Origin of the sequence: Paenibacillus sp. HW567, from assembly GCF_000374185.1 — a bacterium.
In the GTDB taxonomy this organism is placed as follows: domain Bacteria; phylum Bacillota; class Bacilli; order Paenibacillales; family Paenibacillaceae; genus Paenibacillus_AQ.
Genome location: NZ_KB910518.1, coordinates 4,605,336 through 4,629,231 on the forward strand (window position 1 = coordinate 4,605,336; position 23,896 = coordinate 4,629,231).

The window sequence follows — 23,896 nt, forward strand, 5'->3', positions numbered from 1 at the left end:
CTAGACCTAGAGCTAGACCTACGCTTCCACTACTTTCTCTCATACTCTGCCTCACTTTGATGCTCCAAGCCCTTTCAAGCTTCTCCCATTCCCGCCCGCAGCGTCTTCTCCATCTGACGGAGGAGGCGGGCGTTGTCCTCGCGGCCTTTGACGGCGACGCGGATGTGCCCCGGCCCCAGGCCGGGATACATGGCGCAGCTCCGCACCAGAATGCCGCTGCGCCCCAGCTTCTCCTGCAGGGCCGCAGCGCTCCAAGGCGCGGGCAGGCCCAGCAGCAGGAAGTTCGCTTCGCCCGGCGGCACCTCGCAGCCGAGCCGCTTAAGACCCTGCCGCAGCGCTGCGCGCTCTGCGGCAATCAGCCCGCGCGTGCGCTCCTCATAATCGCGCCCGCTGCGCAGGCAGGCTTCCCCGGCCAGCAGAGCCAGGCCGTTCACGCTCCAGGACACCTGCTTGCCGGTCATGGCCGCGGCAAGCTCCGGGGCTGCGATGGTGTAGCCGAGCCGCAGCCCCGGAATGGCAAAGAACTTCGTCATCGAGCGGATCAGCACCGTATGCCGGTAGACCCCAAGCTCCGGCAGCAGCGATTGCCGCCGCTCTTCGGGGATGAAGTCGATGAACGCTTCATCCACTGCCAGCACCGTGCCGCAGCGCTCCGCCTGCTGTGCCAGCAGCCGCAGGTCGTCCAGCGCATACTGGACGCCGTTCGGATTGTTCGGCTGTCCAAGGAACAGCAGCTCCACCTGCTCCATCAGCCCGGCAATCTGCTCCACGCTTGCCCGGTAATCCTGCTCCTGCGTTCCCTGAACGGACACCACCTCCGCACCGAACTGCTCCGATAGCTGCCGGTACTCAGAGAAGCAAGGCTCGACAACGCCCACCCTGCGGGGAGCTGCAGCCAGCAGCAGCAGCGCCATAGACTCGGCGGCCCCGTTGCCCACAGTAATCCAATCCCCATGAATTCCCAGGCTCTCTGCCAGCAGAGACTTCAGCCTGCGGTGACCGGGGTCGGGATAAGCCGTTATCGCAGGTAATGAATCCCGCAGCAGCTCCAGCACGCCGGGCGGCGGTCCAAGCGGGTTGATATTGGCGCTGAAATCAAGAAAGGCCACGCCGCTGCCACCCCCGTACAATTCCGCCGCTGTCAGCAGATCGCCGCCGTGGCCGTATTTTTCAAGCATGCCTACACCCCCTCTGCTTCTTCTGCTCTATAGTCATATATGGCTCATTGACCCCATTATTGACTCATTGCCGGAAATACGTCAATCCTCAAGGCCCCGGCAAGTCAAGCCATTCTGCCCGTTTCAGGCAGTGCTTTGCCCGCGAACCGTCGTTTCTTTTGTACAAACCCAGCTTTTGGTTTAGAATAGAACCCGTATTCAATCATGTCTAAGCGGAGGAATTCACTATGCTTTTTATTGATAACACAGGAATCACAGACGCATCGGTCAATCTGGCAATTGAGGAATTTGCCCTGAAGCATCTGCCTATGGACGAAAGCTATCTGCTTTTTTATATCAACAGCCCGTCCATTATCATCGGGAAACACCAGAACACCATTGAAGAAATCAACCAGGAATATGTGAAGGACCACAACATTCAAGTAGTGCGGCGGTTGTCCGGCGGCGGGGCCGTGTATCACGATCTGGGCAATCTCAACTTCAGCTTCATTACCAAGGACGACGGACAGTCTTTCCATAACTTTCTGAAATTCACCCAGCCGGTGATCGACTATTTGCAGGGTATGGGTGTGAATGCCGAGCTGAGCGGACGCAATGACCTGCAGGTCGGTGAGCAAAAAATCTCCGGCAACGCCCAGTTCTCTACGCGCGGACGCATGTTCAGCCACGGCACACTGATGTTCAACCTCAATCTGGACGATGTGCAGGCTTCCCTGAACGTGAACCCGGAGAAATTCAAATCGAAGAGCACCAAATCCGTACGCAGCCGTGTCGCCAACATCAAGGAGCTGCTCGGTACCGATATGACAATTGAACAGTTCCGCGAAGGGCTGCTGCGTTCCATCTTTGGCATGGAGCCTTCCGAGGTTCCACAGTACAAGCTGACCCAGGAGGACTGGGTGCGGATCAACGAAATCTCAGAGGAGCATTACCGGAATTGGGATTGGAACTATGGCCTGTCACCGAAAAGCAATGTGAAGCACACCCGCAAATTCCCGGCAGGGCTTGTCGATATCCGCATGGATATTGAAGATTCTCTCATTCAGGAGATCAAAATCTACGGCGACTTCTTCGGCGTCGGCGATGTGGCGGACGTAGAGAACGCGCTGCGCGGCAAACGTTACGAAGACGCCGAGGTCAGAGCGGCACTGTCCGGACTTGATCTGAAGCATTATTTTGGCCGCATCGAGCCGGAGGATTTCATCGGTCTGATCTTCCTGGAGGAATAGCGCCTCCTTCCGCATAAGTTACCCTCAGCATAAGGCTTACCGGCGGCAATCCGCAGCGGTAGGCCTTAATGCGTTGCACCTGTTACAGAAGTATTCTCCGAACGGAATCCGCAACCACACCGCATAGGTCCGAGCGGGAATATGAAGAACCGTTGAGGCCTGAGCTTCATGCGTATCAGTGTTTTTTATCATTTTCCTTCACAATCGCAGCGGCCGCAGTAAAAATAATCATAAAAAAGCAAAAAGCTCCAAACTGCAAGCAGCGGGGAGCCTTCGATGATGCAATTCACTTTTTTGTTCTTCTCAAGCGGTGAGCACAAATACATACAAGGCGAGTGCGAGTGTGAGCACAATGCAGACCTTCTCCACCGCGCTGCCCTTCTTCGTCCCGGTGCTCATCAGCTTCAGCCGCAGCTTGAAGGGGAGCGGAGGCAGCGGCGTGATCCCGCGCTGGGTCAAGGCATCGGCCAGCAGATGCAGCGCGTAGGACATGCCTCCGGCAATCCACAGGCTGCCGCCGTCATCCATGCCAAGCGAGGCAAAATAGAGCAAGACGCTCCAGCCGGCCACGCCGTACAGCGTATGCGTAAGTCCGCGATGCGGTACAATCGAGGAAACTACCAGCACACAGGCGGCAATGTAGTTCCAGGGATCATAAGCATCCGCGAACGCGAACAGCGCCAGGGCCAGCAGCAGCATTACCAGATGCCGCAGCCTGCGGCCGGGCAGGAAGGACACGCTCCCAACCAGCAGCGCCAGCGCAATATTCCAGGGCGGTGAGGCGACCCCGGCAAAATAAAGATAAATGGCCGTCCCAATGAGTCCCATCTGCAGGATTCGCAGCAGGAATTCCGGCACGGCCTTGCGCACCAGCAGCGAATTCGGCTCGTCGATATCAGGCAGCAGGGCGCTAAGCCCCGCTACGGCGACTGCCGGAATCGTAATGTCATAGCCGAGCAGGCTCATGGCGGATAGGGTTATCCCGGTGCTGATGATTAAATGGGATTTGCCCATCATGGTGTACCCGCTCCTTTCTAAGATGTAAGAGTTGATTTCAATATGAGAACAAGTGTGCGGTTTCCGAAGTATACCAAGGGTTGCCTTTTTTGTCCAGTCTTTGGTTGTCATTCGAATGCTGAAACCTTTGGCAGACGGCCTGCCCAGCAGTTTCGTCTTGTCCTCCCCACTGTTTTAAGATACAATTTGGACAACTTCAGTTGGCCTGCATGCTGCCCTGATTTAAGAAAGGATGACCGTGGTGAACCGCTCCCGAATCGCCGATTTCAGTCTGCTGCTGGTGGCGATGATGTGGGGCTGTACGTTTCTGATTGTGCAAAGCGCGGTCAAGGTGCTGCCGCCGCTCGCCTTCAACGGCATCCGGTTTACGGGTGCCGCCGTGCTGCTGGCGCTGATCACCGCCGTTTTTTACCGCCGGGAATGGAAGAAGATGAGCCGGCGCATGGTAATCCATGCCCTGCTGCTGGGTCTTTTTCTGTTTCTGGGCTACGGCTTCCAGACGATGGGACTGCTCTATACCACCACCTCGAACACGGGATTTATTACCGGACTGTCGGTGGTGCTTGTCCCCTTCCTGGCACTGGCTCTGCTGAAGACCGCCATCTCCCGGTATACCTGGTTCAGCGCAGGACTTGCGGTGGCAGGCCTCTACCTGCTCACCTTCACCGGCTCCGCGCTGTCCCTGAACCAAGGCGATGCACTGGTGCTGCTCTGTGCTGTCGCCTTTGCACTGCAGGTTGCATATACCGGCGTATATGCTCCGCGTTATCCTGCGCTGCCGCTCGCGACGCTGCAGCTTGCCTTTGTCGGGCTGCTCAGCGTAGCCGCCTCCCTGCTCGTAGACGGCCCCGCCCCGCTTGCGCACAGCGGATCACTGATTCTGAAGCCCGATGTGCTGTGGGCGCTGCTGGTATCCATCGGGCCAACGAGCGCTTTTGCCTTCTGGATTCAGACGGCATGCCAGAAATACACCACACCATCGCGGGTGGCGGTTATTTACGCTACCGAGCCGGTGTTTGCCGCCCTGACCGGGCTGCTCCTTGGCGGGGAAACGCTTGGCACCGCCGCAGCGCTGGGCTGTCTGTGCATTCTTGCGGCAATGCTTATTGCCGAGCTCAGTCCCGCGCCTGACCGGGCAGCTCAAGAGAATGAAGCCTGAATACAAGGCAGGCACACCATGCAGCTATAGAGAAAAAGGAGAGAACTCAAATGTACAAATTGATTGCAATTGATATTGATGACACTTTAATTAATGATGAGAAGGAAGTAACCCCGGCAACACAAACAGCGCTTGAACAGGCTGTAGCCGCAGGCGTTGTAGTTACACTTGCCACCGGACGCGCTTATGCATCGGCCCAGGCCATTGCCCGTCAGACCGGACTGAATGTGCCGATTATTACTTACCAGGGCGCACTTGTGAAGAACCTGATGGATGAAAAGGTGCTGTACGAGCGTTATGTGCCGCAGGATGCCGTTCGCAAGCTGTTCAACTATTGTGTGGAGCATAATCTGCACCTGCAAACTTATATTGATGACAAGCTCTACGCACGCGAAGAGAACCAAAAGCTGATCGACTACTCCACGCTCAACGGAACCCGTTACTATATTGAGCCGGATTGGGAAAAGCTTGTCCCGCAAAAAACACCAAAAATGCTGATCATCGACGATCCCGCATTCCTGGATGAGCTGGCGCCAATTCTGCGTGAGCTGCTGGGCGATTCCGTGCACATTACGAAATCCAAGCCGCATTTCCTGGAGATCATGCACCATGAAGGTACCAAAGGCCTCGCGCTCGAATTCCTGGCAGCGCATTTCGGCTGCGACCTGTCCGAAACCATCGCCGTCGGTGACTCCTGGAACGACCATGAAATGCTGGAAGCCGCCGGTCTTGGCGTTGCTATGGCTAACGCCATTCCGGCGCTGAAGGAAATTGCCGACTTCGTCACCCTCAGCAACAACGAGGACGGCGTGAAATACGCGATTGATAAATTCATTCTTTCTTAAGCAAAGTGGAATCTGTACACCTATTTCAGAGTAAATCATGACTTAGCGCTTGATTCGAGTGAATTAATGATACTTTTTCCCACTATTGCTTACTTTTTTCACTTCATATTGTTAATCATGAGAGGCCGCATAGGCCTCTTTATTCTTTTATTTACTCCCTACCTAACCCTCTACACAAAGAAAAAGCCCACCCAAGAAGTATCCTTCTTGCCCGTGGACTTAGCCGTGTATAGCTACCAACTCACTCCTGCGGCATGCTTGCCTCCCAGGCCATACGGGCCAGCGGAAACGGAGAAATCGCCCTCTCCAGAATGCCCTGAACATAGGCAATCGCAACGCCATAATTGACGATGGGGACTCCAGCCTCAAGAGCTTGCTCCACCCGCCAGAGCATCTGCCTGCGGTTCATCATACAACCGCCGCAATGGACGATAAGCGAGTAGTCCTTCACATGCTCCGGGAACTTCATTCCGTTCACAACATCGAATTGAAGCTGTTTTCCCGTAGCCTGGCGAATCCAGCGCGGTATCTTCACCTTGCCGATATCATCTGGCTGCTGATGATGTGTACAAGCTTCGGCAATCAGCACTTTGTCGCCGTCCTGCAGCCGGTCGATCGCGCGCGCGCCTTTTACCATCTCGTCAAGCTTGCCTTTGTGCCGGGCAAACAGGATGGAGAAAGAGGTGAGCGGAATGTCTTTTGGCGTGTCTGCCGCAACCTTCAGGAATACCTGTGAATCCGTGACCACCAGCCGCGGCTTCTTGCCCAGGCTCTCCAAGGTTTCCTTCAGCTCGAATTCCTTGGTAACCACCGCAATGGCATCACTCTCCAGCAGGTCACGGATCGTCTGCTGCTGCGGAAGAATGAGCCTGCCTTTGGGCGCAGCTTTGTCAATCGGCACCACCAGTACTACCAAATCGCCCGGAGTGACCAGATCCCCGATAATGCGGAATTTATCGTCATTGTCCGGTACAGCCGCAATCAGCGCCTTCATGAGGTCGCTTATCCCCTGCCGCTCCACGGCGGATACAGGGATCACCTTACAGCCTAATTCCTCCTCAGTCCTGTTAACAAGAGCTGCAAGGTCTTCAGCATGAGATGATTCCTTGTCCGCTAACAAATCTATTTTATTTAAAATAACAATAGCGGGGATGCCCCTGCTTCGGACGGTCTCAGTAATTTGCCGGTCAAATGGAGTTACACCGCAGGCCGCGTCAATGACGATCAGGGCCATGTCAGACTTGCTAAGAACCTCAAGCGTCTTCTGTTTTCGCAGCTCCCCGAGCACTCCCGCCTCATCCAAGCCAGCCGTATCAATAAATACAACCGGCCCGAGGGGAAGCAGTTCCATTGCTTTATATACGGGATCTGTTGTTGTTCCTTTAACGGGTGACACAACTGCGGCATCCTGTTTTGTTATCGCGTTGATCAGGCTGGATTTCCCGGCGTTGCTCCTGCCGAATATGGCGATATGCAAGCGGCTGGAGCGGGGGGTATCATTCACACTCATGCGGCTCTCTCCTTCCCTTGACGGGTTAACACCGATCTGTACTTATTTTCCGGGCACGCCCGGTTTGGTCACTTGATAGGGATTCAGAATTTGATCAATGTCAGCCTCCGGGAGCAGCCGGGCCTCCATCAGCACCTGCCGTACAGATTTGCCTTCTTGCCGCGCTTGCCTGGCGACCTCTGTACTTTTCTCATAACCGATGTGGCTAATTAGTGCGGCGGCCAGAGCGGAGGAATGGACAACTGTCTCCCGACACCGAGCCTCATTCATGCGGATGCCGCGGACACAGCGCTCCTCGAACAGCCTTACGGCATTCGCCATAATCTCCAAGGATTCCAAAAGCGCATCCGCGATCAGCGGCATAAACGCATTAAGCTCCAGCTCGCCCCCGGCTGCCGCCATTGTTACGGCTGTATCATTGGCGATGACACGCATAGCCACAATTCCTGTCATTTCCGCCATCACCGGATTTACTTTGCCCGGCATAATTGAGGAGCCCGCCTGAACAGCGGGCAGTTCAAGCTCCCCGAAGCCTCCGGCCGGACCGCTTGCCAGAAGGCGCAGATCGCCCGATATTTTCATAAGATTAATGGCGGCAGCCTTGAGCAGTCCGGACACTTCAGCGAGAACATCCATATTCTGCGTGAGGTCCATCGGATATTCGCTTCGCGCCAGACCATATCCGGTTAAATCCTGCAAAATATCGGTGATATAAAACGTATATTTCACCGGGGCATTGAGCCCTGTTCCAATTGCTGTGCCCCCAATGTTGATCTCCCTAAGCCGTTCCTCCGCCTTGTACAGCCGCCACCGGTCCCGGGCGATTGCTTTGGCGTAGGCACCGAAGCCTTGCCCTGCCATCATCGGCAAAGCATCCATAAGCTCCGTACGGCCCAGCTTGAGCACATCTGCGAAGGCCTGTTCTTTCTCCTGCAACGCTTCCTGCAAGGACGCAAAAGCTTGGCTTAACCGCCGGACCAGACCGATCGCAGCCATTCTTAGTGCTGATGGATAGACATCATTGGTGGATTGGCAGCAGTTGACGTGATCCAGCGGATGTACCCGCGAGTAGTCCCCGCGTTCTCCACCCAAAAGCTCAATCGCACGGTTCGCGATAACCTCGTTCACATTCATGTTCGTGGATGTCCCGGCGCCGCCCTGCAGAGCATCTACCGTAAATTGCTCTTTATAGGCCCCTGCCAGAAGCTCATCACAGGCCTGCACAATCGCCAGGGCAATGGCCGCCGGATAGGTATTCAGCTTCAAATGAGCCAGCGCCGCTGCTTTCTTCACTGTTATCATGCTATGGAGCAAATGAGGGTTAACCGTTCTGCCGCTTACCGGAAAATTGTCCATCGCCCGCGCCGTATGAATACCATAATAAGCAGCCGCCGGTACCTCCCTTGCGCCCAATGCATCCCGTTCAATACGGGGGGATTTCCGCGATTGTTCCATCTCTCCCACTCAAGCTTTAACCTGCAGCACTTCCAGCACACGCGGCAGAATGCCGCGGAAATAGGCAAAAGCGATGCCATAGTTGGTAATCGGCACGCCCTGCACGCCCGAGCTCTGCAGCCGCATCATTAGCTGCTTGCGATTAAAGATACAGCCTCCGCAGTGTACGATCAGCTTATACCTGGAGATGTCTTCAGGGAAATCAGGACCCACACTTGTCGTGATATCCAGAACGCCGCCAGCCATTTCCTGAAGCTTGGCCTTAACCAGCATCCGGTCGATTTCTCCGTTATGCGGGTGATGGATGCAGGCCTCCGACAGAAGGACCTTGTCTCCAGGCTTCAGGGTGGATATCATCCCGGCCCCGGCTACAAAGGTTTCCAAATCGCCCTTAAACCGCGCCATCAGAATCGCAAAGGTGGTCAATGGCACACCCGCCGGGATAATCTCGTTCACTTTGTCAAATACCTGCGAATCTGTAATCACAAGATTAGGCGACTTGTTCAAACGCGCGAGCAGCTCCGGCAGCTCTTCTTCGGTGACAGATACTGCCATAGCGTGATGATCCAGCAGATCGCGGAGAATTTGCTGCTGCGAGGCGACCAGCCGGTATTTAGGCGCAGGGATCATCTCAGGCATCACCATGACCACCAGATCGCCAGGGTTGATCAAGTCTCCCACAATGCTGTTGCGTTCAAACTCGGCAGGAGCATAGGCGCTCATAGCATGGCGCAGGCTTCCCAGGTTGGAGTTCCGCTTGACGCTTAGCTTCACGAAGGGGATGTTAAGCTCTGTCTTCAGCGAGTCAATATCTGCATAATGATCGTCGGTTTTGGCAATGACCCCGATGACAGGAATATTCCGGTTAGCCAGCTCGCGGACCCATTCCTTCTCCAGCTTGTAGTCGCCCGGCTCATCGGAGAAAATCATCATCCCCAGATCGGTTAAATCCATAACCTCTCTCGTCTTTTGCACCCGGAAGAGGTCCGGGTCATCAATTCCGGCCGTATCTACGATGATAGCAGTCCCTATATTTTTGATCTCCAGATATTGAAAGACCGGTTCGGTTGTCGTTCCCGGCTCATCGCTGACGAGCAAGGTTTTTTTCGCTGTGAGCGCGTTAATCAGACTGGATTTCCCGGCATTTCTTCTGCCCAACACAGCGATATGCATTTTGTTGGATTGTGGTGTAAATTGCATAACGTTTCTCTCCTTATGATACGATTTTAGAAACGTAAATCCCGTTCGCCATTTTCAATGCGCTGGAGCCGAATAATGGTCGCTTTTCTCGCAGCTTCCTTCGGAATATCATCAAGGCCCCTGCGAATGATCTCTTCCCCCAAGATACGGGTCTCTTCGTCCGCATAATCAAGCAAGTACTCCTTAAATGTTAAAAGAGAGTTCGGCTGGCACACATTATGAATTTGCCCGGATTTGGCAAGTCTCATGAAGCGGTCGCCTGTACGCCCTTCCCGGTAGCAGGCTGTGCAATAGCTGGGAACATACCCATCCTGGCACAGTCCACGGATAATCTCCTCCGGCGAACGATGATCGCTTACTTCGAACTGAGGCTTCTCTTTTGGCTGGCCTGCGGTTCCCTTCCTGGTCTCCATGTATCCGCCGACCCCCGTACTGGAGCCTGCACTCACCTGGGAAATCCCCAGCTTGATCACCTCGTCACGGAATGACGGCTCTTCGCGGGTGGAGAGAATCATTCCGGCATAGGGAACCGCCAACCGCAGAACGGCAACCAGCTTCTTGAAATCCTCATCCTTCACCAAATGCGGGTACGTTTCCAAATTTACACCTGCCGCCTCACGCAGCCTGGGAACAGATACCGTATGGGGACCAACACCAAACCTCTCCTCCAGGTGCTCGGCATGCATCAGCATAGCGACTGTATCGTACTTGTAGTCATACAGGCCGTAGAGAACGCCAACGCCCACATCATCAATTCCGCCCATTTGAGCGCGGTCCATGGCCGTAGTATGCCAGTCGTAATCCCGCTTGGGTCCCTCGTGATGCAGCGCAGCATAGGTGGGTCTGTGATACGTCTCCTGAAATAAAATATAGGTTCCGATCTCCGCATCCCTAAGCTTCGTGTAATCCTCGATTGTAGTAGCTGCAATGTTAATGTTCACGCGGCGGATGCTGCCATTATCCACTTTTACGGAATAAATCGTCTTGATCGACTCCACGACATAATCAATGTCACAGGCTAGCGGATCTTCTCCCGCTTCAACAACAAGCCGCTTGTGGCCTAATTCCTGCAGCACGCAGACTTCATCCGCTAATTCATCCATACTGAGCTTCCGCCGCTGGAAATCCTTGTTGCTGTGTTTATAGCCGCAGTACTCGCAATTATTGACGCAGTAGTTGCTTATATATAATGGAGCGAACAATACAATACGGTTGCCGTAAATTTTCTCTTTAATGACCTTCGCAGAGCGGTTAATGCTATCAAGCACGTCTGTATCTGTAACCTCAAGAAGCACGGCTGCTTCCCGGTGGGTAAGTCCCTTGCACGCCCTTGCTTTTTCTAAAATGGACTGGACATAGGTCTCGTCGCCTGCCTTCACCTTGGCTTCTGCCAGACTGAACAGGATCTCCTCGTCATTGATAAAATCAGCGGGTTCCCAATCTTTCCGCAACTTCGTCAGCCTCCTCAATGTTTTGTGGTACGGAAGCATAGGTTTAGAACCTGGAGCGCGTCACATAATGTGTGTGCAGCAGTTCATGTGCAAGGTGACTGTTCGGCGCACCCAGGAACTCTTCATAAAGGGCTTTTATATAAGGATTGTGGTGTGATTTGCGGACCGTTTGGGCCTCATCCTCCGTGTAAATGGCCTTGGCCCGTTCCGCCTTAATATCAATCCGTTCAGAGGTCCTTGCATCCACAATCGGCTGACCGCCCCCCGTAATGCAGCCGCCGGGGCAGGCCATTACTTCGATGAATTCATAGCTTTGTTCTCCGCGTTTAATCGCTTCCATCAGTGTGCGCGCATTGCCGAGACCATGAGCGACAGCCGTCCGAATCTTCCGGCCGTTAGGCAGCTCAATTATATTTTCCCTGATTCCATCCATGCCCCGGACAGCCGTGTATTCGATGGTATCCAGCTCCTTGCCCGAGAGGACCTCGAACACCGTACGAAGCGCAGCTTCTGCGACACCGCCGGTCGCCCCGAAAATAACGCCCGCACCGGAGCCCTCGCCAATCGGATTGTCGAACGCTTCATCCTTCAGGTTAACAAAGTCAATCCCCGCTTCTTTGATCATTCCCGCAAGCTCGCGGGTCGTCAGTACCCGGTCAACATCCTGCAGTCCTTCATGCGACAGCTCTTCCCGCGCACCCTCGAACTTCTTGGCGGTACAAGGCATGATCGAGACAACGACAATATTGTGCGGATCAATTCCCATTTTATTGGCAAAAAAGGACTTCACCATTGCCCCTTCCATTTCATGCGGGGATTTGCAGGTGGACAGGTTATCCAGCATATCCGGGAAATTATGCTCCATAAATTTAACCCAGCCTGGACAGCAGGATGTCATAAGCGGCAGGTTCTGTCCGCTGGTAAGGCGGGAGATCAGCTCCGTGCCTTCTTCCATAATCGTCAGGTCCGCGGCAAAGTTCGTGTCGAACACTTTATCGAAGCCCAGCTTCCGCAGGGCAGCAACCATTTTACCGGTCAGGCGTGTCCCCACGGGCATCCCGAATTCCTCGCCAAGGGCAACACGTACAGCAGGCGCTGTCTGTACCACCACATATTTGCCTGGATCTGCGAGATCATTCCACACCTCATTGATGCTCTCGTGCTCGCTAAGCGCGCCTACGGGACAAGTCATAATGCACTGGCCGCAGTTGACACAGGTTGAATCCGCAAGCGGGCGGCCGAAGGCGGTCGAGATCATCGTATCAAAACCGCGCCTGGCGAAGCTGATCGCCCCCACCGTCTGCACAGTACTGCAAGCCCCGACACAGCGGCCGCAAAGAATACATTTGGATGCGTCACGAAGAATGGCCGGGGAAGTGTAGTCCTTCTCCTGGCTCGATTTTTCACCGGTGTAAGTCACTTTGCGGATATTGAGATCACTGGAGACGGCTTGCAGCTCACAGCCCCCGCTGCGGGAGCAACTGAGACATTCCTGGTTATGGTCGGACAATAGCAGCTCGACGGAAGTTCTCCGGGCATCCCGGACCTTCCTGGTGTTCGTCCGAATGTTCATGCCCTCCTCCGCGATCAGCGTACAGGAAGCAATAAGCCTTGGGCCGGCTTCAACCACGCATACCCGGCAGCTTGAAGAATGGTTGATCCCTTTCAAATAACACAGAGTTGGAATATGAATGCCCTGATCACGGGCTGCTTCGAGAACCGTTGTCCCTTTGGCAACCTCCGCCTCGATGCCGTCAATCATGATTTTAATGGTATCCAACTTGATCACTCCCCTCGTCAGACTATCGCTACGGCTTTGAATTTGCATACATCGAAGCAGACACCACACTTGATGCAGGCCGCCGTGTCGATGACAAACGGTTCCTTCATTTCGCCGGAGATCGCATCGTTCGGGCATTTTTTCGCGCAGAGGCTGCAGCCCCGGCATAGCTCAGGATCAATTTGATAAGAAATCAGGGATTTACAGACGCCAGCCGGACATTTGTTGTCGGCAATATGGGCCATGTACTCTTCACGAAAATATTTAATCGTAGACAATACCGGGTTGGGCGCAGTCTGGCCTAACGCACACAGAGATGCATTCTTGATCTGGACCGAGAGGTCCTCAAGCTTCTCCAGATCCTCAATACAACCTTTGCCTCCCGTGATCTTATCGAGCAATTCAAGCAGACGTTTCGTACCTATGCGGCAGGGCGTACATTTACCGCAGGATTCATCGCGTGTGAAATCCAGGTAGAACCTTGCAACGTCAACCATACAGGTATCTTCGTCCATGATGATCATGCCGCCGGAGCCCATCATCGACCCCAGACTGGTCAGTGTGTCAAAATCTATCGTGCAGTCCAGATGCTCTTCCGTCAGACAGCCGCCGGATGGACCACCGGTTTGGACCGCCTTGAATTTTTTGCCGCCCGGAATCCCGCCGCCAATCTCAAAAATAACCTCACGCAGAGTTATGCCCATGGGCACTTCAACCAGGCCGGTGTTCACGACCTTTCCGCCCAGAGCAAATACTTTAGTGCCTTTAGACTTCTCGGTTCCGATGCTTGCATACCACCGGGCACCGTGAAGAATAATTTGAGCGACATTAGCCAGCGTCTCCACATTGTTGATAATCGTCGGCTGACCCCACAGGCCTTCTACGGCCGGGAAAGGCGGTTTGGGCGTCGGCATCCCCCGGTGGCCTTCAATCGAGTGGATCAAAGCTGTTTCCTCACCGCAGACAAAAGCTCCGGCCCCCAGCCGCACATCAATGTTGAAGGCAAAGCCGGTTCCAAGGATATTATCACCGAGCAGCCCATACTCACGGGCTTGGTCAAGCGCTTTCATAAAACGCTGGACAGCGATGGGATACTCTGCACGAACGTAGATAAAACCTTGATTTGAACCAATGGCATAACCGGCAATAGCCATCGCTTCAATTACAGAATGCGGGTTGCCTTCGAGAATTGAGCGGTCCATAAAAGCCCCCGGGTCGCCTTCGTCCGCATTACAAATGACGTACTTCTGCTTCTTATCCTGCTTCGCCGCGAATTCCCACTTCAGCCCCGTGTTGAAGCCGCCGCCGCCTCGCCCCCGGAGACCGGACTGCTTAACCGTATCAATGACCTCTTGGCGGCTCATGGTCTTCAGCACCTGGTCCAGCGCTTTATAGCCGCTGCTTCCGATATACTCATCAATATTTTCCGGGTCAATGACACCGCAGTTGTGCAGGGCAATCCGTACTTGTTTTTTGTAAAATTCAGTTTCTTCAAAGTTCAGGAGTCCGCCGCCCTGTCTGGTCTTCTCGTAAATTTTCTTCTCATACGGTTTGCCTTGAAGCAGATGCTCTTCGACCAGCTTCGCAATATCCTTAACCTCGACGCGGCTGTAAAAAATCCCTTCCGGGTATACGATGACAACCGGGCCAAGCTCGCATAGGCCGAAGCAGCCTGTACGCACGACCTCCACCTGTTCCTGAATGCCGTGTTTTGCTATTTCCTGGTTCAATTCAGCGATGATTGTATTGGAATCCGACGATGTGCACCCCGTCCCCCCACACACCATTACGGATCTGAACTTGATGGAATCAGCGGTTTCTCCCGTGATTTTCCGGTTGCTGAGACGACCTTGCGTGAGTGTTTTGATTGCATCAAGATCCGTTAACAGCTTCATGCCCATACCTCCCGTATCAAATGCGCATAAGGCGCAAGATCATCATTTATATTCCTTCAGAATTTTTGGAATGCTGTTAGGAGCCAGCCGTCCATGCACCTTCTCGCCAATGGTCATGACAGGCGCAAGGCCGCAGGCCCCCAGGCAGCGGGTCGCTTCAAGTGTGAATTTGTTGTTCTCTGTGGTTCCCTGTACAGGCACTTTAAGCTCGGTGCTCAGACGGTCAAGCACACCTTGTGCGCCTTTGATATAACAAGCTGTCCCGAGGCACACATGGATTACATTCTCCCCTTTAGGAGTAAGTGAGAAGAAATGATAAAACGACGCCACCCCATAGATTTCACTCATGGGCAAGTTAAGCTCTGTGGACACGATCTGGAGCACATGCTCCGGCAGATAGCCGTAGATATCCTGAATTTCGTGGAGCACTGGAATCAGCGCCCCCTTGAGCATTTTGAACTGCGTGATTGCCGACTGTACCTTCATCAGCTTCTCGTCAGCTTCGGCTACGCCTCCGCAGCTCTTGACCTGTTGATGTTCCATTAAGAACGCTCCCTCCACTCAAAGTAAAGATTTGGGCTTAGTATTGAAGAATGCAGCATCTTTTGCGGAAATTCCAATATAATGTATTGAGAATGATTTTCAGTTAGGGGGAAGAGGCCGAAGCCTTTACCTGTCGGCCTCCACAGAATCTTAGAGCAATGAATTCTCGTGTTTGAGCTTCAGCCTGCTCCAGCGGCGCTCGATTTCGGCTTCGAAGCTTTGCAGCAGCTCTTCATCCTTGAGCAAATGTTTGGTTTTACCCATTCCCTTCAGCCATTCCACTGCCGGGATGCGTTTACCCTTCAGTTCCGGGTTGTAGGTGATACTCGTGATGCCCTGCTCAATTTCATACAGCGGGAAGAAGCAGGAATCAACAGCCGCCTTCACCAGGTCATGGCCGCTATGGTCAGAGGTTCTCCAGTTCAGCGGGCAGGCGCAGAGAAGCTTGCCGTAAGCCGTACCCACGTTATTGGCGTACCACTGGGCTTTGGCTGCTTTTTGCAGCATATCCTGCGGGCTCGATTCAGCAGCGGTGAACACATAGGGAATGTTGCAGGCCGCCAGAATTTGCGCTGTATCCTTGTGATGGCCCTTCTTGCCCTTTTGCGTTTTCCCCACCCCCGAGGTGCTGGTCAAGTGACCTACTGGCGTGGAGTAAGACAATTGTGATCCGGTGTTCATGTAACCCTCGTTATCGTATTCAAGGATGATCATCTTGTGGTTGCGAAGTGCCGCACCTATAGTTGCGCCCATCCCGATATCCATTCCCCCGTCGCCGGAGACCATGATGAAGGTAACATCGTCGCTCACCTGAACTTCGCCGCGGCGCTTCAATTCATAGAAGGCATCAACCATACCGGCCAAGGTAGCTGCGCCGTTCTGGAACAGGTTGTGTACGAAGGTCTGGTTGTGCGAGGAATACGGATAGCTTGCGGTTACAACATACGCACAGCCCGTTTGGAACAGGACCACCATGTCGCCTTCGATTCCTTTGAAGAACAGCTCCAGTGCAGAGAGTGCGCCGCAGCCGGGGCAGGCGCCATGTCCGGGAGCCAGCCGATGCGGCTTGGCAGTCAGTTGCCGGAGCGGCGGAAGCTTAACCTTCAGCAGACCGGTATCTTCACTTGGCGTGACTTGGATGAGGCCGCTCTTGTAAGCACCGCCATGCAGCGGTTCATGAACCGGAGCAAGCGCATCCTTGGCGTCCCCGGGGTAGTGGCCATGATAGTCAAAAGGCTTCGCGGCATACCCCTTTTCTGCCGCATCTATAGCCAATTTAAAGAATGCTTCTGCATCATCCGCATAGAAATCCTTGCCGCCGAGACCAAAGATGCGGGAAAGAATGATCGTCTTATTATCCGGATCTACTTGAAGTGCCGAGCGGATTTCGTGGGTGAGATTGCCGCCCTTGGCGCCATAGGAGTCCGCACGTTCACCGACAAGCAGCGCCTTGACGTTCTTAAGAGCTTGGCGCAATTGTTCCGCCGGGAACGGACGGATAATGTTCGGACGAACCAGCCCTGCTTTGATCCCTTTGGCACGAAGGGCGTCAACGGTATCCTTGGCGGATTCCCCTGCCGAGTTCAGCAGGAACACTGCTACTTCAGCATCCTCCATGCGATACAGGTCGAGAACCGGATACTCGCGCCCGGACAATAGAGCATACTCCCGCGCGACTTCCTCATAGACTTCACCCGCTTTTTCCAGCGCTTCGGATAACTGATAGTGGTTATTCAGGAGGTCATCGCCGCCCATATGCGCACCAATGGTTACCGGACGTGAAGGATCTGAGACATTCGGATAATTGTGGTTGGGATTTGGACCGACGAAATTCTGAACGACCCCGTTCTCTTTGAAGTATTGAACCTTGCGTTTTTGGTGGGAGGTGAAGAAGCCGTCATAAGCAACGATCACGGGCAGACGCACCTTAGAATGCTCGGCAATTTTGAGTGCCAGGATGTTCATGTCATATACCGCTTGCGGTGTACTGGCCGTCAGGATGACCCACCCGGTATTAAGACCATAGTACAAGTCAGAGTGGTCTCCGCGAATATCCAGCGGTCCGCTGACAGCACGGGTAACGAGGTTCAGCACCATCGGGAAACGTGTTCCAGACTGGGTGGGGAGCTGCTCCAGCATATACAGGAAACCTTGGGAGCTGGTTGCATTGATGACGCGCGCACCCGCCATAGCGGCACCGTAGCATATCCCGGCAGAACCATGCTCGCCATCCGCTGCGATCAGCTCAATATCGTGCTGCCCCCTGGCTTTCATCTGGTCCAGGTATTGGGCCACTTCCGTAGAAGGCGTTATCGGAAAGTAACCCATGATGTGGTAATTGATCTGAGCGGCAGCGGTAGCCGCCATTTCATTGCCGGATTCGAAGCAGGTAACCTGCTCAGCCGGTACTGTCTTTGCTTGTGTATTTTCACTAATCGACATGGTCATATCCTCCCTTTCCATTACTTGAACACTTGGGCTACACGATGCTGTTCGGCAAAACCAACCTCTTCCCGGATACTGGTGAGGGCTTCTGTCGGGCATACTTCGATGCATTTCAGGCAGCCTTTACAGTATTGATAGTCGATGCCGAGCAGGAATTGCTGTGGCCGTCCACGCTTGTCTTCGCCTTCCTCCCAGACAAAACAATTGTCAGGGCACACATTGTCGCAGGCCGCGCAGCTAATGCATGATTCAGTATCCAGCACAGGCAGCAGGCCTGCACGCGAGCCGCTCAAATCCTTGAGCGTACTGTTGCCCTGAGCCATAATCACGCCGCCTGGGAGCTGTGTCGCATAACCAAACGGAGATTTCGCGCGGATAAAAGGAGCCGCTTCAGTGCCTGCCGGCACCTCGTATGTTTTAAATTTCACTTCATTGTAGCCGCGGTCGAAGGTGCGGATGTTCGGCTCCACCAGATGCGGATATTTCTTCTCAAAGGTTCTGCGGATTACCTTGCGCATGGCTTCGGGATCAAGGAAGCCGCAGATACGGAACATCGCGCCAAGCATCGAGGTATTTACTTTCGTTTTCTCTTCAACGGCGATCCCCATGGCATCCACCAAAGCAACCGTACCGTATTCAAGCTTCAGGTCTGCCCGCACATCGTCGAAGTCCCGCGTGGTATTAACCAGAACAACTCCATCCGGCTGCATGCCGCTAACCACGTTAACCGTCTTATAGAGGGCTTCATGAAAAACCGCCACCAGATGCGGCTCTTCGATTGGACTGTGGTCCCTTATCTCAACCTCCGGGTCGCAGAAGCGGACAAAGGTTTTGATGGGCGTGCCCTTTTTCTCCGAGCCGTAAGACGAGAAGTTGGCTGCATTGAATCCAAGCTCAAGTGCGCCGGTCTCGGCAAGCATTTTACCTGCAAGGTTGGCTCCAAGTCCGCCGATGGATTCAAGACGGATTTCGTAAAAGCCAAGCGCATTCATTTTCGGCAAAGTAGACATTAAATCTCCTCCTTAAAGCTTTGTCAGACAATAAAACGTGAAATTATTCACTTGCAATACTAAAAAATGATATCCGCAGCATTCGCTTTTATCAGGTGTGCGTAATGAAGCTGCAGTGATCCCCTCTGCTGAGTTCAATCTTAAATCCGGCGGCTGCGATTCTCATTTCGATACAGCTCCTGCAGCGTGCAGCTTCGTCTCCCATACAAATCTTGTTCTCATAGAGGGCATATTTCTCGCGGACCTTCAAGGGGGATAGAATAGGCATAACTACATTGCTTCCCGCCAAAAGCGCCTTCTCTCTACCTTCTCTATCAAGAGACCCCATTGCCGTGGTAGCAGGCATCAACGCATCCGGAATAAGCAGTCTTGCCATAGCAATCATCACGAGCGTGTCTTCAACGGTTCCGCCTTGAGCAGCCTTTAGAGGAGTTGCGCTATGCGGGATGAAGGGTCCGATGCCGATCATCTCCGGGTGGAGCTCCTTCAGAAACAGCAGATCCTCTGCAAGATGCTCACAGGTCTGACCCGGAAGTCCTACCATGAACCCGGCTCCCACCTGATAGCCCATTTTTTTGAGCGTCCACAGGCAGTTCACACGGTTGTCATACGACATCCCCGGATGCAAAGCTTGGTACAGCGAACGTGAAGCCGCCTCATGCCGAAGCAAGTAACGGTCAGTCCCTGCATCAAAAAGCGCACGATAAAAGGCTTCGCTTCGCTCACCAATCGACAAGGTAATTGCCGCATCAGGATACTGTGCCTTCATGTTCTTGACTAAGGAGATCATCCGTTCTTCCGTGAAATAACAATCCTCTCCGCTCTGTAAAACAAACGAACGATAGCCGAGACGGTACCCCTCTGCCGCACACTCCAGAATCTCTTCCTCCGTCAGCCGGTAACGCTCCGCTCTGGAGTTCGATCTGCGCAGGCCGCAGTACAGGCAATCTTGTTTGCAGAAGTTTGAAAATTCAATCAACCCCCGCATAAAAACGCTTTCATTATAAAACTTTTTCCGGGTTTGCACCGCCAAATCAAACAACCGATACTTGAGATCAGGAGTCAAATGCTTAAGGAAATAAATCATTTCTTCCTTAGTCAGCTCATGCTGCTCAAATAATTTGCCAAGCAAATCTCCCATCGGACATATTCCTCCATCCCCTATGGCTGAATGAATTACTATACACTATGCTGGGGTTATGGGTTAAATGACGGCTTGATCCGATCATTTTTGGGTTCTTGCAAATTTTCCAAAAAGTGCAAAAAAAACAGCGGGTCTCCACTAACCGGAAACCCGCTGTCAAGCTTGGGAATTCTGTTAAAACATCATTCTCCTCTAAAATTCAATTCCCCGCACCTTCGCATACACCTTCGAGTCATGCAATTCCCCGTCCATACCGCGGGTGCTGAGCCGCAGGATGCCATCCAGCGTAAAGCCCGCGCGCTCGGCAACGGCAGCGCTTTTGGCATTACGCCCGCTGCAGCGGATCTCGATCCGGTTCGCTTCAAGCTCCCGGATGGCAAACTCCACAACCCCGTTCACCGCCTCGGTTATGTATCCCTTGCCTGCGCAAGAGGTTCTGATCCAATATCCGGTCTCAAAACAGCGGGCGTCCCAGTCCACATGATGCAGACCGCTGCATCCGATAAACTTCCCGTCTGTTTTGTGAAAGATAAGCATGTTCAACTGTGTGCGCTTGAGGAAATTCAGCCGCGACTCCCTGACGAATTGCTCGGAGTCCGTAAGGGACGGCATACTTTGGGCAAAAGGCATCCACGGCTTCAGCTCCTCCAGACTCTCCCCGATCGCCTCGTTCACCGCTGCCCCATCTCCCCACAGCGGAGCACGCACCAGCAAACGTTCAGTCTCGAAGCTCTCGGGAAAATCAAGCATAAGCGGGATAATGGATTCGGATTTCATAGTAGTATTAAGCCTCCTGTTCGGATTAGGATTTCTTTTGACGACTCCTGTCTAAGGTGCCTCATGACCAAGCTGAAGCTGCATCCCCGTTACCGCGAGCGTAACATTTCCCGGCAAAATGTAGTCTTTTCGCAAATCCACATCATGCGACATATGCGTGTACACGGCCCGGTGCGGACGTACAACCTTCAGCAGCTCCGCCGCCTCCGTCATATCATAGACAGAACGGGTGGACAGCTCTGCCGATTCATAGTAAAAGCTCGTCCCCAGCACCAGCAGCTCCGCTCCGTGCATGTGCTTCGTCTCCTCCGGTCCCAGGGAAATGGAGTCCGGGCAATAGACCCAGGCGTAGCCATTCTTCTCCAGCCGGTAGGCGTAAGAATATCCGTTCTTGCCGTGGTTGACCCGCCAGGTGTTAATCTCCCAGCCGTCAAGAACAAGTCCGTCATCGCAAGGAATCATATCCATGTGGCTGACAAGCCACGGATATTGCCGCTGTATAACAGGAATTACCTCCGCTGGTGCGTACAGCTCGCCCCTACACCCCAGCCAGCGGCAGCTATCCGCCCATTCCGGCAGTCCGCCGATATGATCGAAATGGGCATGCGTCACCAGCAGCCTGCGCATGCTGCGCCGTCCCTGCATTTCCATCTGCCGCCGCCAGTCGGGACCGCAGTCAATCGCCCAGAAATCGCTGCCGTTATCTATGAGCACAGAGGAGCGCAGCCGAATATTTTGCCCGCCGCTTCTTGCCTCCATACAAGTCTCACAGCTACAGTACACCCGGGGTACGCCCATAGCATCCCCAGTCCCCAAAAACACCAATGTGTCCATAAGCAAGCTCTCCCTTTTGCCGTTGCGGATGTATATAAGTTGAACTTTAGTTTTTCATATTTGGGCCTAGCCGTAACTTCGGCCCTTTATTATTTTCTTTAGTTCAACATATATAGATATACCTTTTCATTATAGATCAGGTCCGCGAACGCAGACAAACAATAGAGAGCTGCCCCGTCCGCAGTAATACCTGCCGATGAAGCAACTCTTTTACCGATGGCAATTTCATTTCATTCCGCTACAGCTACACATGCCCCATCCTTCAATTAATCCCGGCCAGCACCTGATACCAGATTCCCCGCTTGGAATACAGTGTGGAGCGCACCTTATCCCAGCCGCCGAGGTAATTGATATCGAACAGCCCCGCAGGAACGGGATAACGGTCCTTATGCTCCGCATAGACCCTCTTATCTACAGGACGGAACCCGTATTTAGCGAAAACCTCCTGCGCCTGCGGCGTAGTCAGGAAATTAACCAGCGCCTCTGCTGCCTGGCGGGTTCCATGCTCATCAGCATATTTATCCACCACCGCCGCCGGATTCTCAATCAGGATCGTATCCTTCGGGATAATGACCTCATACTTCACCCCTTTGGTGATCCGAGCCAGCAGCTCATTCTCATAGGTAACAATGACATCGCCCACACCGTATTCAAAAGCCGCCATTGAAGCCCGCCCGCTTTTGTCCAGTGACTCCACATTGGCATGCACGCTCTCCAAAAAAGCTTTGGCAGCAGCAGGGTCCTTCTCCCCCTTCTGCTCCTTGGACAGCTTCAGACCCGCTCCATAAATGGCGTTGATGTCCCATTGCGCTCCGCCGGAGGTCTTCGGATTGGGATAGAGCACCTTCACTCCCGGCTTCGCCAGATCGGCGAAATCATGAATGTTCTTCGGATTGCCTTCCCGTGTGCCCAGCGCCACCACCGAGCGGGTGACCATCCCGTTCTGGCCCCGGTCTCTCCAGGTTTTGTCTACAAGCCCCGCCTTAACCAGCTTATCGACATCGCCTTCCATCGCCAGTAAGGTTACATCCGCTTCAAATCCGCCGGCAATCGCCCGCGCCTGGGTACCCGAAGCCTCATAGGACTGCTGAAACGAGATGCTCTGTCCGGTTTTGGCCTTCCAGTCCGCCGCGAACAGGGGCAGAATTTCACCCATGGCGTCCTTCGCCACACTGTAGGCTCCAATGACAAGCGTCAGATCGCCTTGCTGCGGACTCTTGGCCGCCGCTGCGTTGTCACTCCCATTCCCGCAACCGGCCACAGCCAGCGCGAGCATTGCCAGCATTAGGACAGCCAGCCAGCCGTGCAGTTGTCTGCTCCTTTTGAAAAGCCTCATCCCGGACACACATCCTCTATTATTAAATAAATACTGGCATTGGATCTTCCTTCAAGCCGTTCTCTTGAATCCAGCTCCGTTCATCGTTGAACAGATAAGCACGGTGAACAAGCACAGCGATTTCCTGACCCGGTGTAAGAGTCTCCTTCTCCAGAGAGCGGTAGGTCACCAGCTTATGTCCGTTCACTTCCACCTCTACCAGCCATTCGCTGCCGCGGAAATGCAGATGCTTCACGATGCCCTGCTCCGTTGCTGACGCCATTTTGAATTCGTGCAAATGTCCTACCTCGATATATTCCGGCCGGATCAGTGCTTTGGTCGGCTTGCCGCCGCCTGCATTCTTAAAGCCCTTCAGCTCCGAGGCGCTCTCGATCAGAGTCGACTCCCCGATGAAGGTGGCCACGAACGGCGTCTTCGGCTCTTTATAGATGTCCCAAGGTGTGCCCTTCTGCTCCAGGCGTCCCTGATTAATGATCATGATCTCATCGGCTACCTCAATCGCTTCATCCTGGTCATGGGTTACGAAAATAGAGGTGATCCCCACGCGTTCAATCAGCTCGCGCAGCCAGGAACGCAGCTCCTGGCGGATCTTGGCATCAATCGCCGCGAACGGCTCATCCAGCAGCAGAAGCTGCGGCTGTGGTGCAAGCGCCCGGGCAAAAGCAACCCGCTGCCGCTGCCCACCCGAGAGCTGATGCGGATAACGCTTCTCAAAGCCCTTCAGTCCCGTAAGCTCCACAAGCTCCGCTACACGGTTCTGGATTGTGCTTTTATTGGCTTTTTTGATCTTCAGTCCAAACGCAATATTCTCATATACAGTCATGTGCTTAAAGAGCGCATAGTTCTGGAACACAAAGCCGATCTCGCGCTCCTGCGGCGGAAGATGATTCACCGTCTTGCCATGAAAAATAATCTCCCCGCTGTCCGGTGTCTCCAGCCCCGCCAGCATGCGCAGAATCGAGGTTTTGCCGCCGCCGCTTGGGCCAAGCAGTCCAATGAGATGGCCTTTGGTAATGCCGAAATTAACGTCCTTCACCGCATGAAAATCTCCAAAATGCTTATCGAGTCCCCGGACTTCCACATGCATA

The 23,896-nt window shown here is 53.7% G+C and carries 19 protein-coding genes; 3 read left to right on the plus strand and 16 right to left on the minus strand.

Annotation, left to right across the window (positions count from 1 at the left end; genetic code table 11):
- Positions 1-74: 74 nt before the first annotated feature.
- On the minus strand, positions 75-1,178 hold the full coding sequence (gene cobD, locus B212_RS0120370; protein WP_019912888.1) for a threonine-phosphate decarboxylase CobD: 1,104 nt from the start codon (positions 1,176-1,178) through the stop codon (positions 75-77).
- Between the two features lie 227 nt (positions 1,179-1,405).
- Here cobD and B212_RS0120375 point away from each other — a divergent pair, with 227 nt between their 5' ends.
- Positions 1,406-2,407: a lipoate--protein ligase gene (locus B212_RS0120375; protein ID WP_019912889.1), complete on the plus strand. Its 1,002-nt coding sequence runs from the start codon at positions 1,406-1,408 to the stop codon at positions 2,405-2,407.
- A gap of 303 nt (positions 2,408-2,710) precedes the next feature.
- On the opposite strand, the gene B212_RS0120380 is transcribed toward B212_RS0120375, so the two are convergent.
- On the minus strand, positions 2,711-3,424 hold the full coding sequence (locus tag B212_RS0120380) for a metal-dependent hydrolase (RefSeq protein WP_019912890.1): 714 nt from the start codon (positions 3,422-3,424) through the stop codon (positions 2,711-2,713).
- A 241-nt stretch (positions 3,425-3,665) separates the two neighbouring features.
- Here B212_RS0120380 and B212_RS0120385 point away from each other — a divergent pair, with 241 nt between their 5' ends.
- On the plus strand, positions 3,666-4,583 hold the full coding sequence (locus B212_RS0120385) for a DMT family transporter (protein ID WP_019912891.1): 918 nt from the start codon (positions 3,666-3,668) through the stop codon (positions 4,581-4,583).
- A 50-nt stretch (positions 4,584-4,633) separates the two neighbouring features.
- Positions 4,634-5,428 carry a Cof-type HAD-IIB family hydrolase gene (locus B212_RS0120390; RefSeq protein WP_019912893.1) on the plus strand — a complete coding sequence of 265 codons (795 nt, stop codon included), beginning with the start codon at positions 4,634-4,636 and terminating at the stop codon, positions 5,426-5,428.
- Between the two features lie 241 nt (positions 5,429-5,669).
- Here the strand turns inward: B212_RS0120390 and hydF (B212_RS0120395) are convergent, their stop codons facing one another.
- The 14 genes from hydF (B212_RS0120395) to B212_RS0120460 form a co-directional block, all read right to left on the minus strand.
- A complete protein-coding gene (gene hydF / locus B212_RS0120395) occupies positions 5,670-6,938 on the minus strand; it encodes a [FeFe] hydrogenase H-cluster maturation GTPase HydF (protein ID WP_019912894.1) in 1,269 nt (422 codons plus the stop codon).
- Between the two features lie 42 nt (positions 6,939-6,980).
- Positions 6,981-8,393 carry an aspartate ammonia-lyase gene (locus B212_RS0120400; protein ID WP_019912895.1) on the minus strand — a complete coding sequence of 471 codons (1,413 nt, stop codon included), beginning with the start codon at positions 8,391-8,393 and terminating at the stop codon, positions 6,981-6,983.
- Positions 8,394-8,402: 9 nt separating this feature from the next.
- Positions 8,403-9,593, minus strand: a complete 1,191-nt coding sequence (gene hydF, locus B212_RS0120405) for a [FeFe] hydrogenase H-cluster maturation GTPase HydF (RefSeq protein ID WP_019912896.1) — start codon at positions 9,591-9,593, stop codon at positions 8,403-8,405.
- Positions 9,594-9,619: 26 nt separating this feature from the next.
- A complete protein-coding gene (gene hydG / locus B212_RS0120410; protein ID WP_442950103.1) occupies positions 9,620-11,083 on the minus strand; it encodes a [FeFe] hydrogenase H-cluster radical SAM maturase HydG in 1,464 nt (487 codons plus the stop codon).
- A gap of 4 nt (positions 11,084-11,087) precedes the next feature.
- Positions 11,088-12,824: an NADH-dependent [FeFe] hydrogenase, group A6 gene (locus tag B212_RS0120415; RefSeq protein WP_019912898.1), complete on the minus strand. Its 1,737-nt coding sequence runs from the start codon at positions 12,822-12,824 to the stop codon at positions 11,088-11,090.
- Positions 12,825-12,841: 17 nt separating this feature from the next.
- Positions 12,842-14,719, minus strand: a complete 1,878-nt coding sequence (gene nuoF / locus B212_RS0120420) for an NADH-quinone oxidoreductase subunit NuoF (protein WP_019912899.1) — start codon at positions 14,717-14,719, stop codon at positions 12,842-12,844.
- 42 nt (positions 14,720-14,761) lie between these two features.
- A complete protein-coding gene (locus B212_RS0120425; RefSeq protein WP_019912900.1) occupies positions 14,762-15,262 on the minus strand; it encodes an NADH-quinone oxidoreductase subunit NuoE family protein in 501 nt (166 codons plus the stop codon).
- Positions 15,263-15,412: 150 nt separating this feature from the next.
- On the minus strand, positions 15,413-17,704 hold the full coding sequence (locus B212_RS0120430; protein ID WP_019912901.1) for a thiamine pyrophosphate-dependent enzyme: 2,292 nt from the start codon (positions 17,702-17,704) through the stop codon (positions 15,413-15,415).
- Between the two features lie 20 nt (positions 17,705-17,724).
- Positions 17,725-18,717, minus strand: a complete 993-nt coding sequence (locus B212_RS0120435; RefSeq protein WP_019912902.1) for a 2-oxoacid:acceptor oxidoreductase family protein — start codon at positions 18,715-18,717, stop codon at positions 17,725-17,727.
- A gap of 91 nt (positions 18,718-18,808) precedes the next feature.
- Positions 18,809-19,858: a [FeFe] hydrogenase H-cluster radical SAM maturase HydE gene (gene hydE / locus B212_RS0120440; RefSeq protein WP_019912903.1), complete on the minus strand. Its 1,050-nt coding sequence runs from the start codon at positions 19,856-19,858 to the stop codon at positions 18,809-18,811.
- Between the two features lie 195 nt (positions 19,859-20,053).
- Complete coding sequence (locus B212_RS0120445; protein ID WP_019912905.1) at positions 20,054-20,638, minus strand: GNAT family N-acetyltransferase; 585 nt, start codon at positions 20,636-20,638, stop codon at positions 20,054-20,056.
- Between the two features lie 51 nt (positions 20,639-20,689).
- Positions 20,690-21,472 carry an MBL fold metallo-hydrolase gene (locus tag B212_RS0120450; protein WP_028530960.1) on the minus strand — a complete coding sequence of 261 codons (783 nt, stop codon included), beginning with the start codon at positions 21,470-21,472 and terminating at the stop codon, positions 20,690-20,692.
- Between the two features lie 262 nt (positions 21,473-21,734).
- Positions 21,735-22,808 (minus strand): sulfate ABC transporter substrate-binding protein, encoded by a 1,074-nt coding sequence (locus B212_RS0120455; RefSeq protein WP_019912907.1) that lies wholly within the window; start codon positions 22,806-22,808, stop codon positions 21,735-21,737.
- Positions 22,809-22,830: 22 nt separating this feature from the next.
- The gene (locus B212_RS0120460; protein ID WP_019912908.1) at positions 22,831-23,895 is read right to left on the minus strand and encodes a sulfate/molybdate ABC transporter ATP-binding protein; all 1,065 of its coding nucleotides are present in this window, start codon (positions 23,893-23,895) and stop codon (positions 22,831-22,833) included.
- Position 23,896: the final 1 nt, after the last annotated feature.

What these genes read in the sequence shown, in the direction of transcription:
- hydF (WP_019912894.1), bottom strand. Translation starts at nt 6,938, where the DNA reads ATGAGTGTGAATGATACCCCCCGCTCCAGCCGCTTGCATATCGCCATA.
- B212_RS0120390 (WP_019912893.1), top strand. Translation starts at nt 4,634, where the DNA reads ATGTACAAATTGATTGCAATTGATATTGATGACACTTTAATTAATGAT.
- B212_RS0120380 (WP_019912890.1), bottom strand. Translation starts at nt 3,424, where the DNA reads ATGATGGGCAAATCCCATTTAATCATCAGCACCGGGATAACCCTATCC.
- B212_RS0120425 (WP_019912900.1), bottom strand. Translation starts at nt 15,262, where the DNA reads ATGGAACATCAACAGGTCAAGAGCTGCGGAGGCGTAGCCGAAGCTGAC.
- B212_RS0120460 (WP_019912908.1), bottom strand. Translation starts at nt 23,895, where the DNA reads ATGCATGTGGAAGTCCGGGGACTCGATAAGCATTTTGGAGATTTTCAT.
- B212_RS0120450 (WP_028530960.1), bottom strand. Translation starts at nt 21,472, where the DNA reads ATGGACACATTGGTGTTTTTGGGGACTGGGGATGCTATGGGCGTACCC.
- hydE (WP_019912903.1), bottom strand. Translation starts at nt 19,858, where the DNA reads ATGGGAGATTTGCTTGGCAAATTATTTGAGCAGCATGAGCTGACTAAG.
- hydG (WP_442950103.1), bottom strand. Translation starts at nt 11,083, where the DNA reads ATGCTTCCGTACCACAAAACATTGAGGAGGCTGACGAAGTTGCGGAAA.
- B212_RS0120400 (WP_019912895.1), bottom strand. Translation starts at nt 8,393, where the DNA reads ATGGAACAATCGCGGAAATCCCCCCGTATTGAACGGGATGCATTGGGC.
- B212_RS0120430 (WP_019912901.1), bottom strand. Translation starts at nt 17,704, where the DNA reads ATGTCGATTAGTGAAAATACACAAGCAAAGACAGTACCGGCTGAGCAG.
- hydF (WP_019912896.1), bottom strand. Translation starts at nt 9,593, where the DNA reads ATGCAATTTACACCACAATCCAACAAAATGCATATCGCTGTGTTGGGC.
- B212_RS0120435 (WP_019912902.1), bottom strand. Translation starts at nt 18,717, where the DNA reads ATGTCTACTTTGCCGAAAATGAATGCGCTTGGCTTTTACGAAATCCGT.
- nuoF (WP_019912899.1), bottom strand. Translation starts at nt 14,719, where the DNA reads ATGAAGCTGTTAACGGATCTTGATGCAATCAAAACACTCACGCAAGGT.
- cobD (WP_019912888.1), bottom strand. Translation starts at nt 1,178, where the DNA reads ATGCTTGAAAAATACGGCCACGGCGGCGATCTGCTGACAGCGGCGGAA.
- B212_RS0120455 (WP_019912907.1), bottom strand. Translation starts at nt 22,808, where the DNA reads ATGAGGCTTTTCAAAAGGAGCAGACAACTGCACGGCTGGCTGGCTGTC.
- B212_RS0120375 (WP_019912889.1), top strand. Translation starts at nt 1,406, where the DNA reads ATGCTTTTTATTGATAACACAGGAATCACAGACGCATCGGTCAATCTG.
- B212_RS0120445 (WP_019912905.1), bottom strand. Translation starts at nt 20,638, where the DNA reads ATGAAATCCGAATCCATTATCCCGCTTATGCTTGATTTTCCCGAGAGC.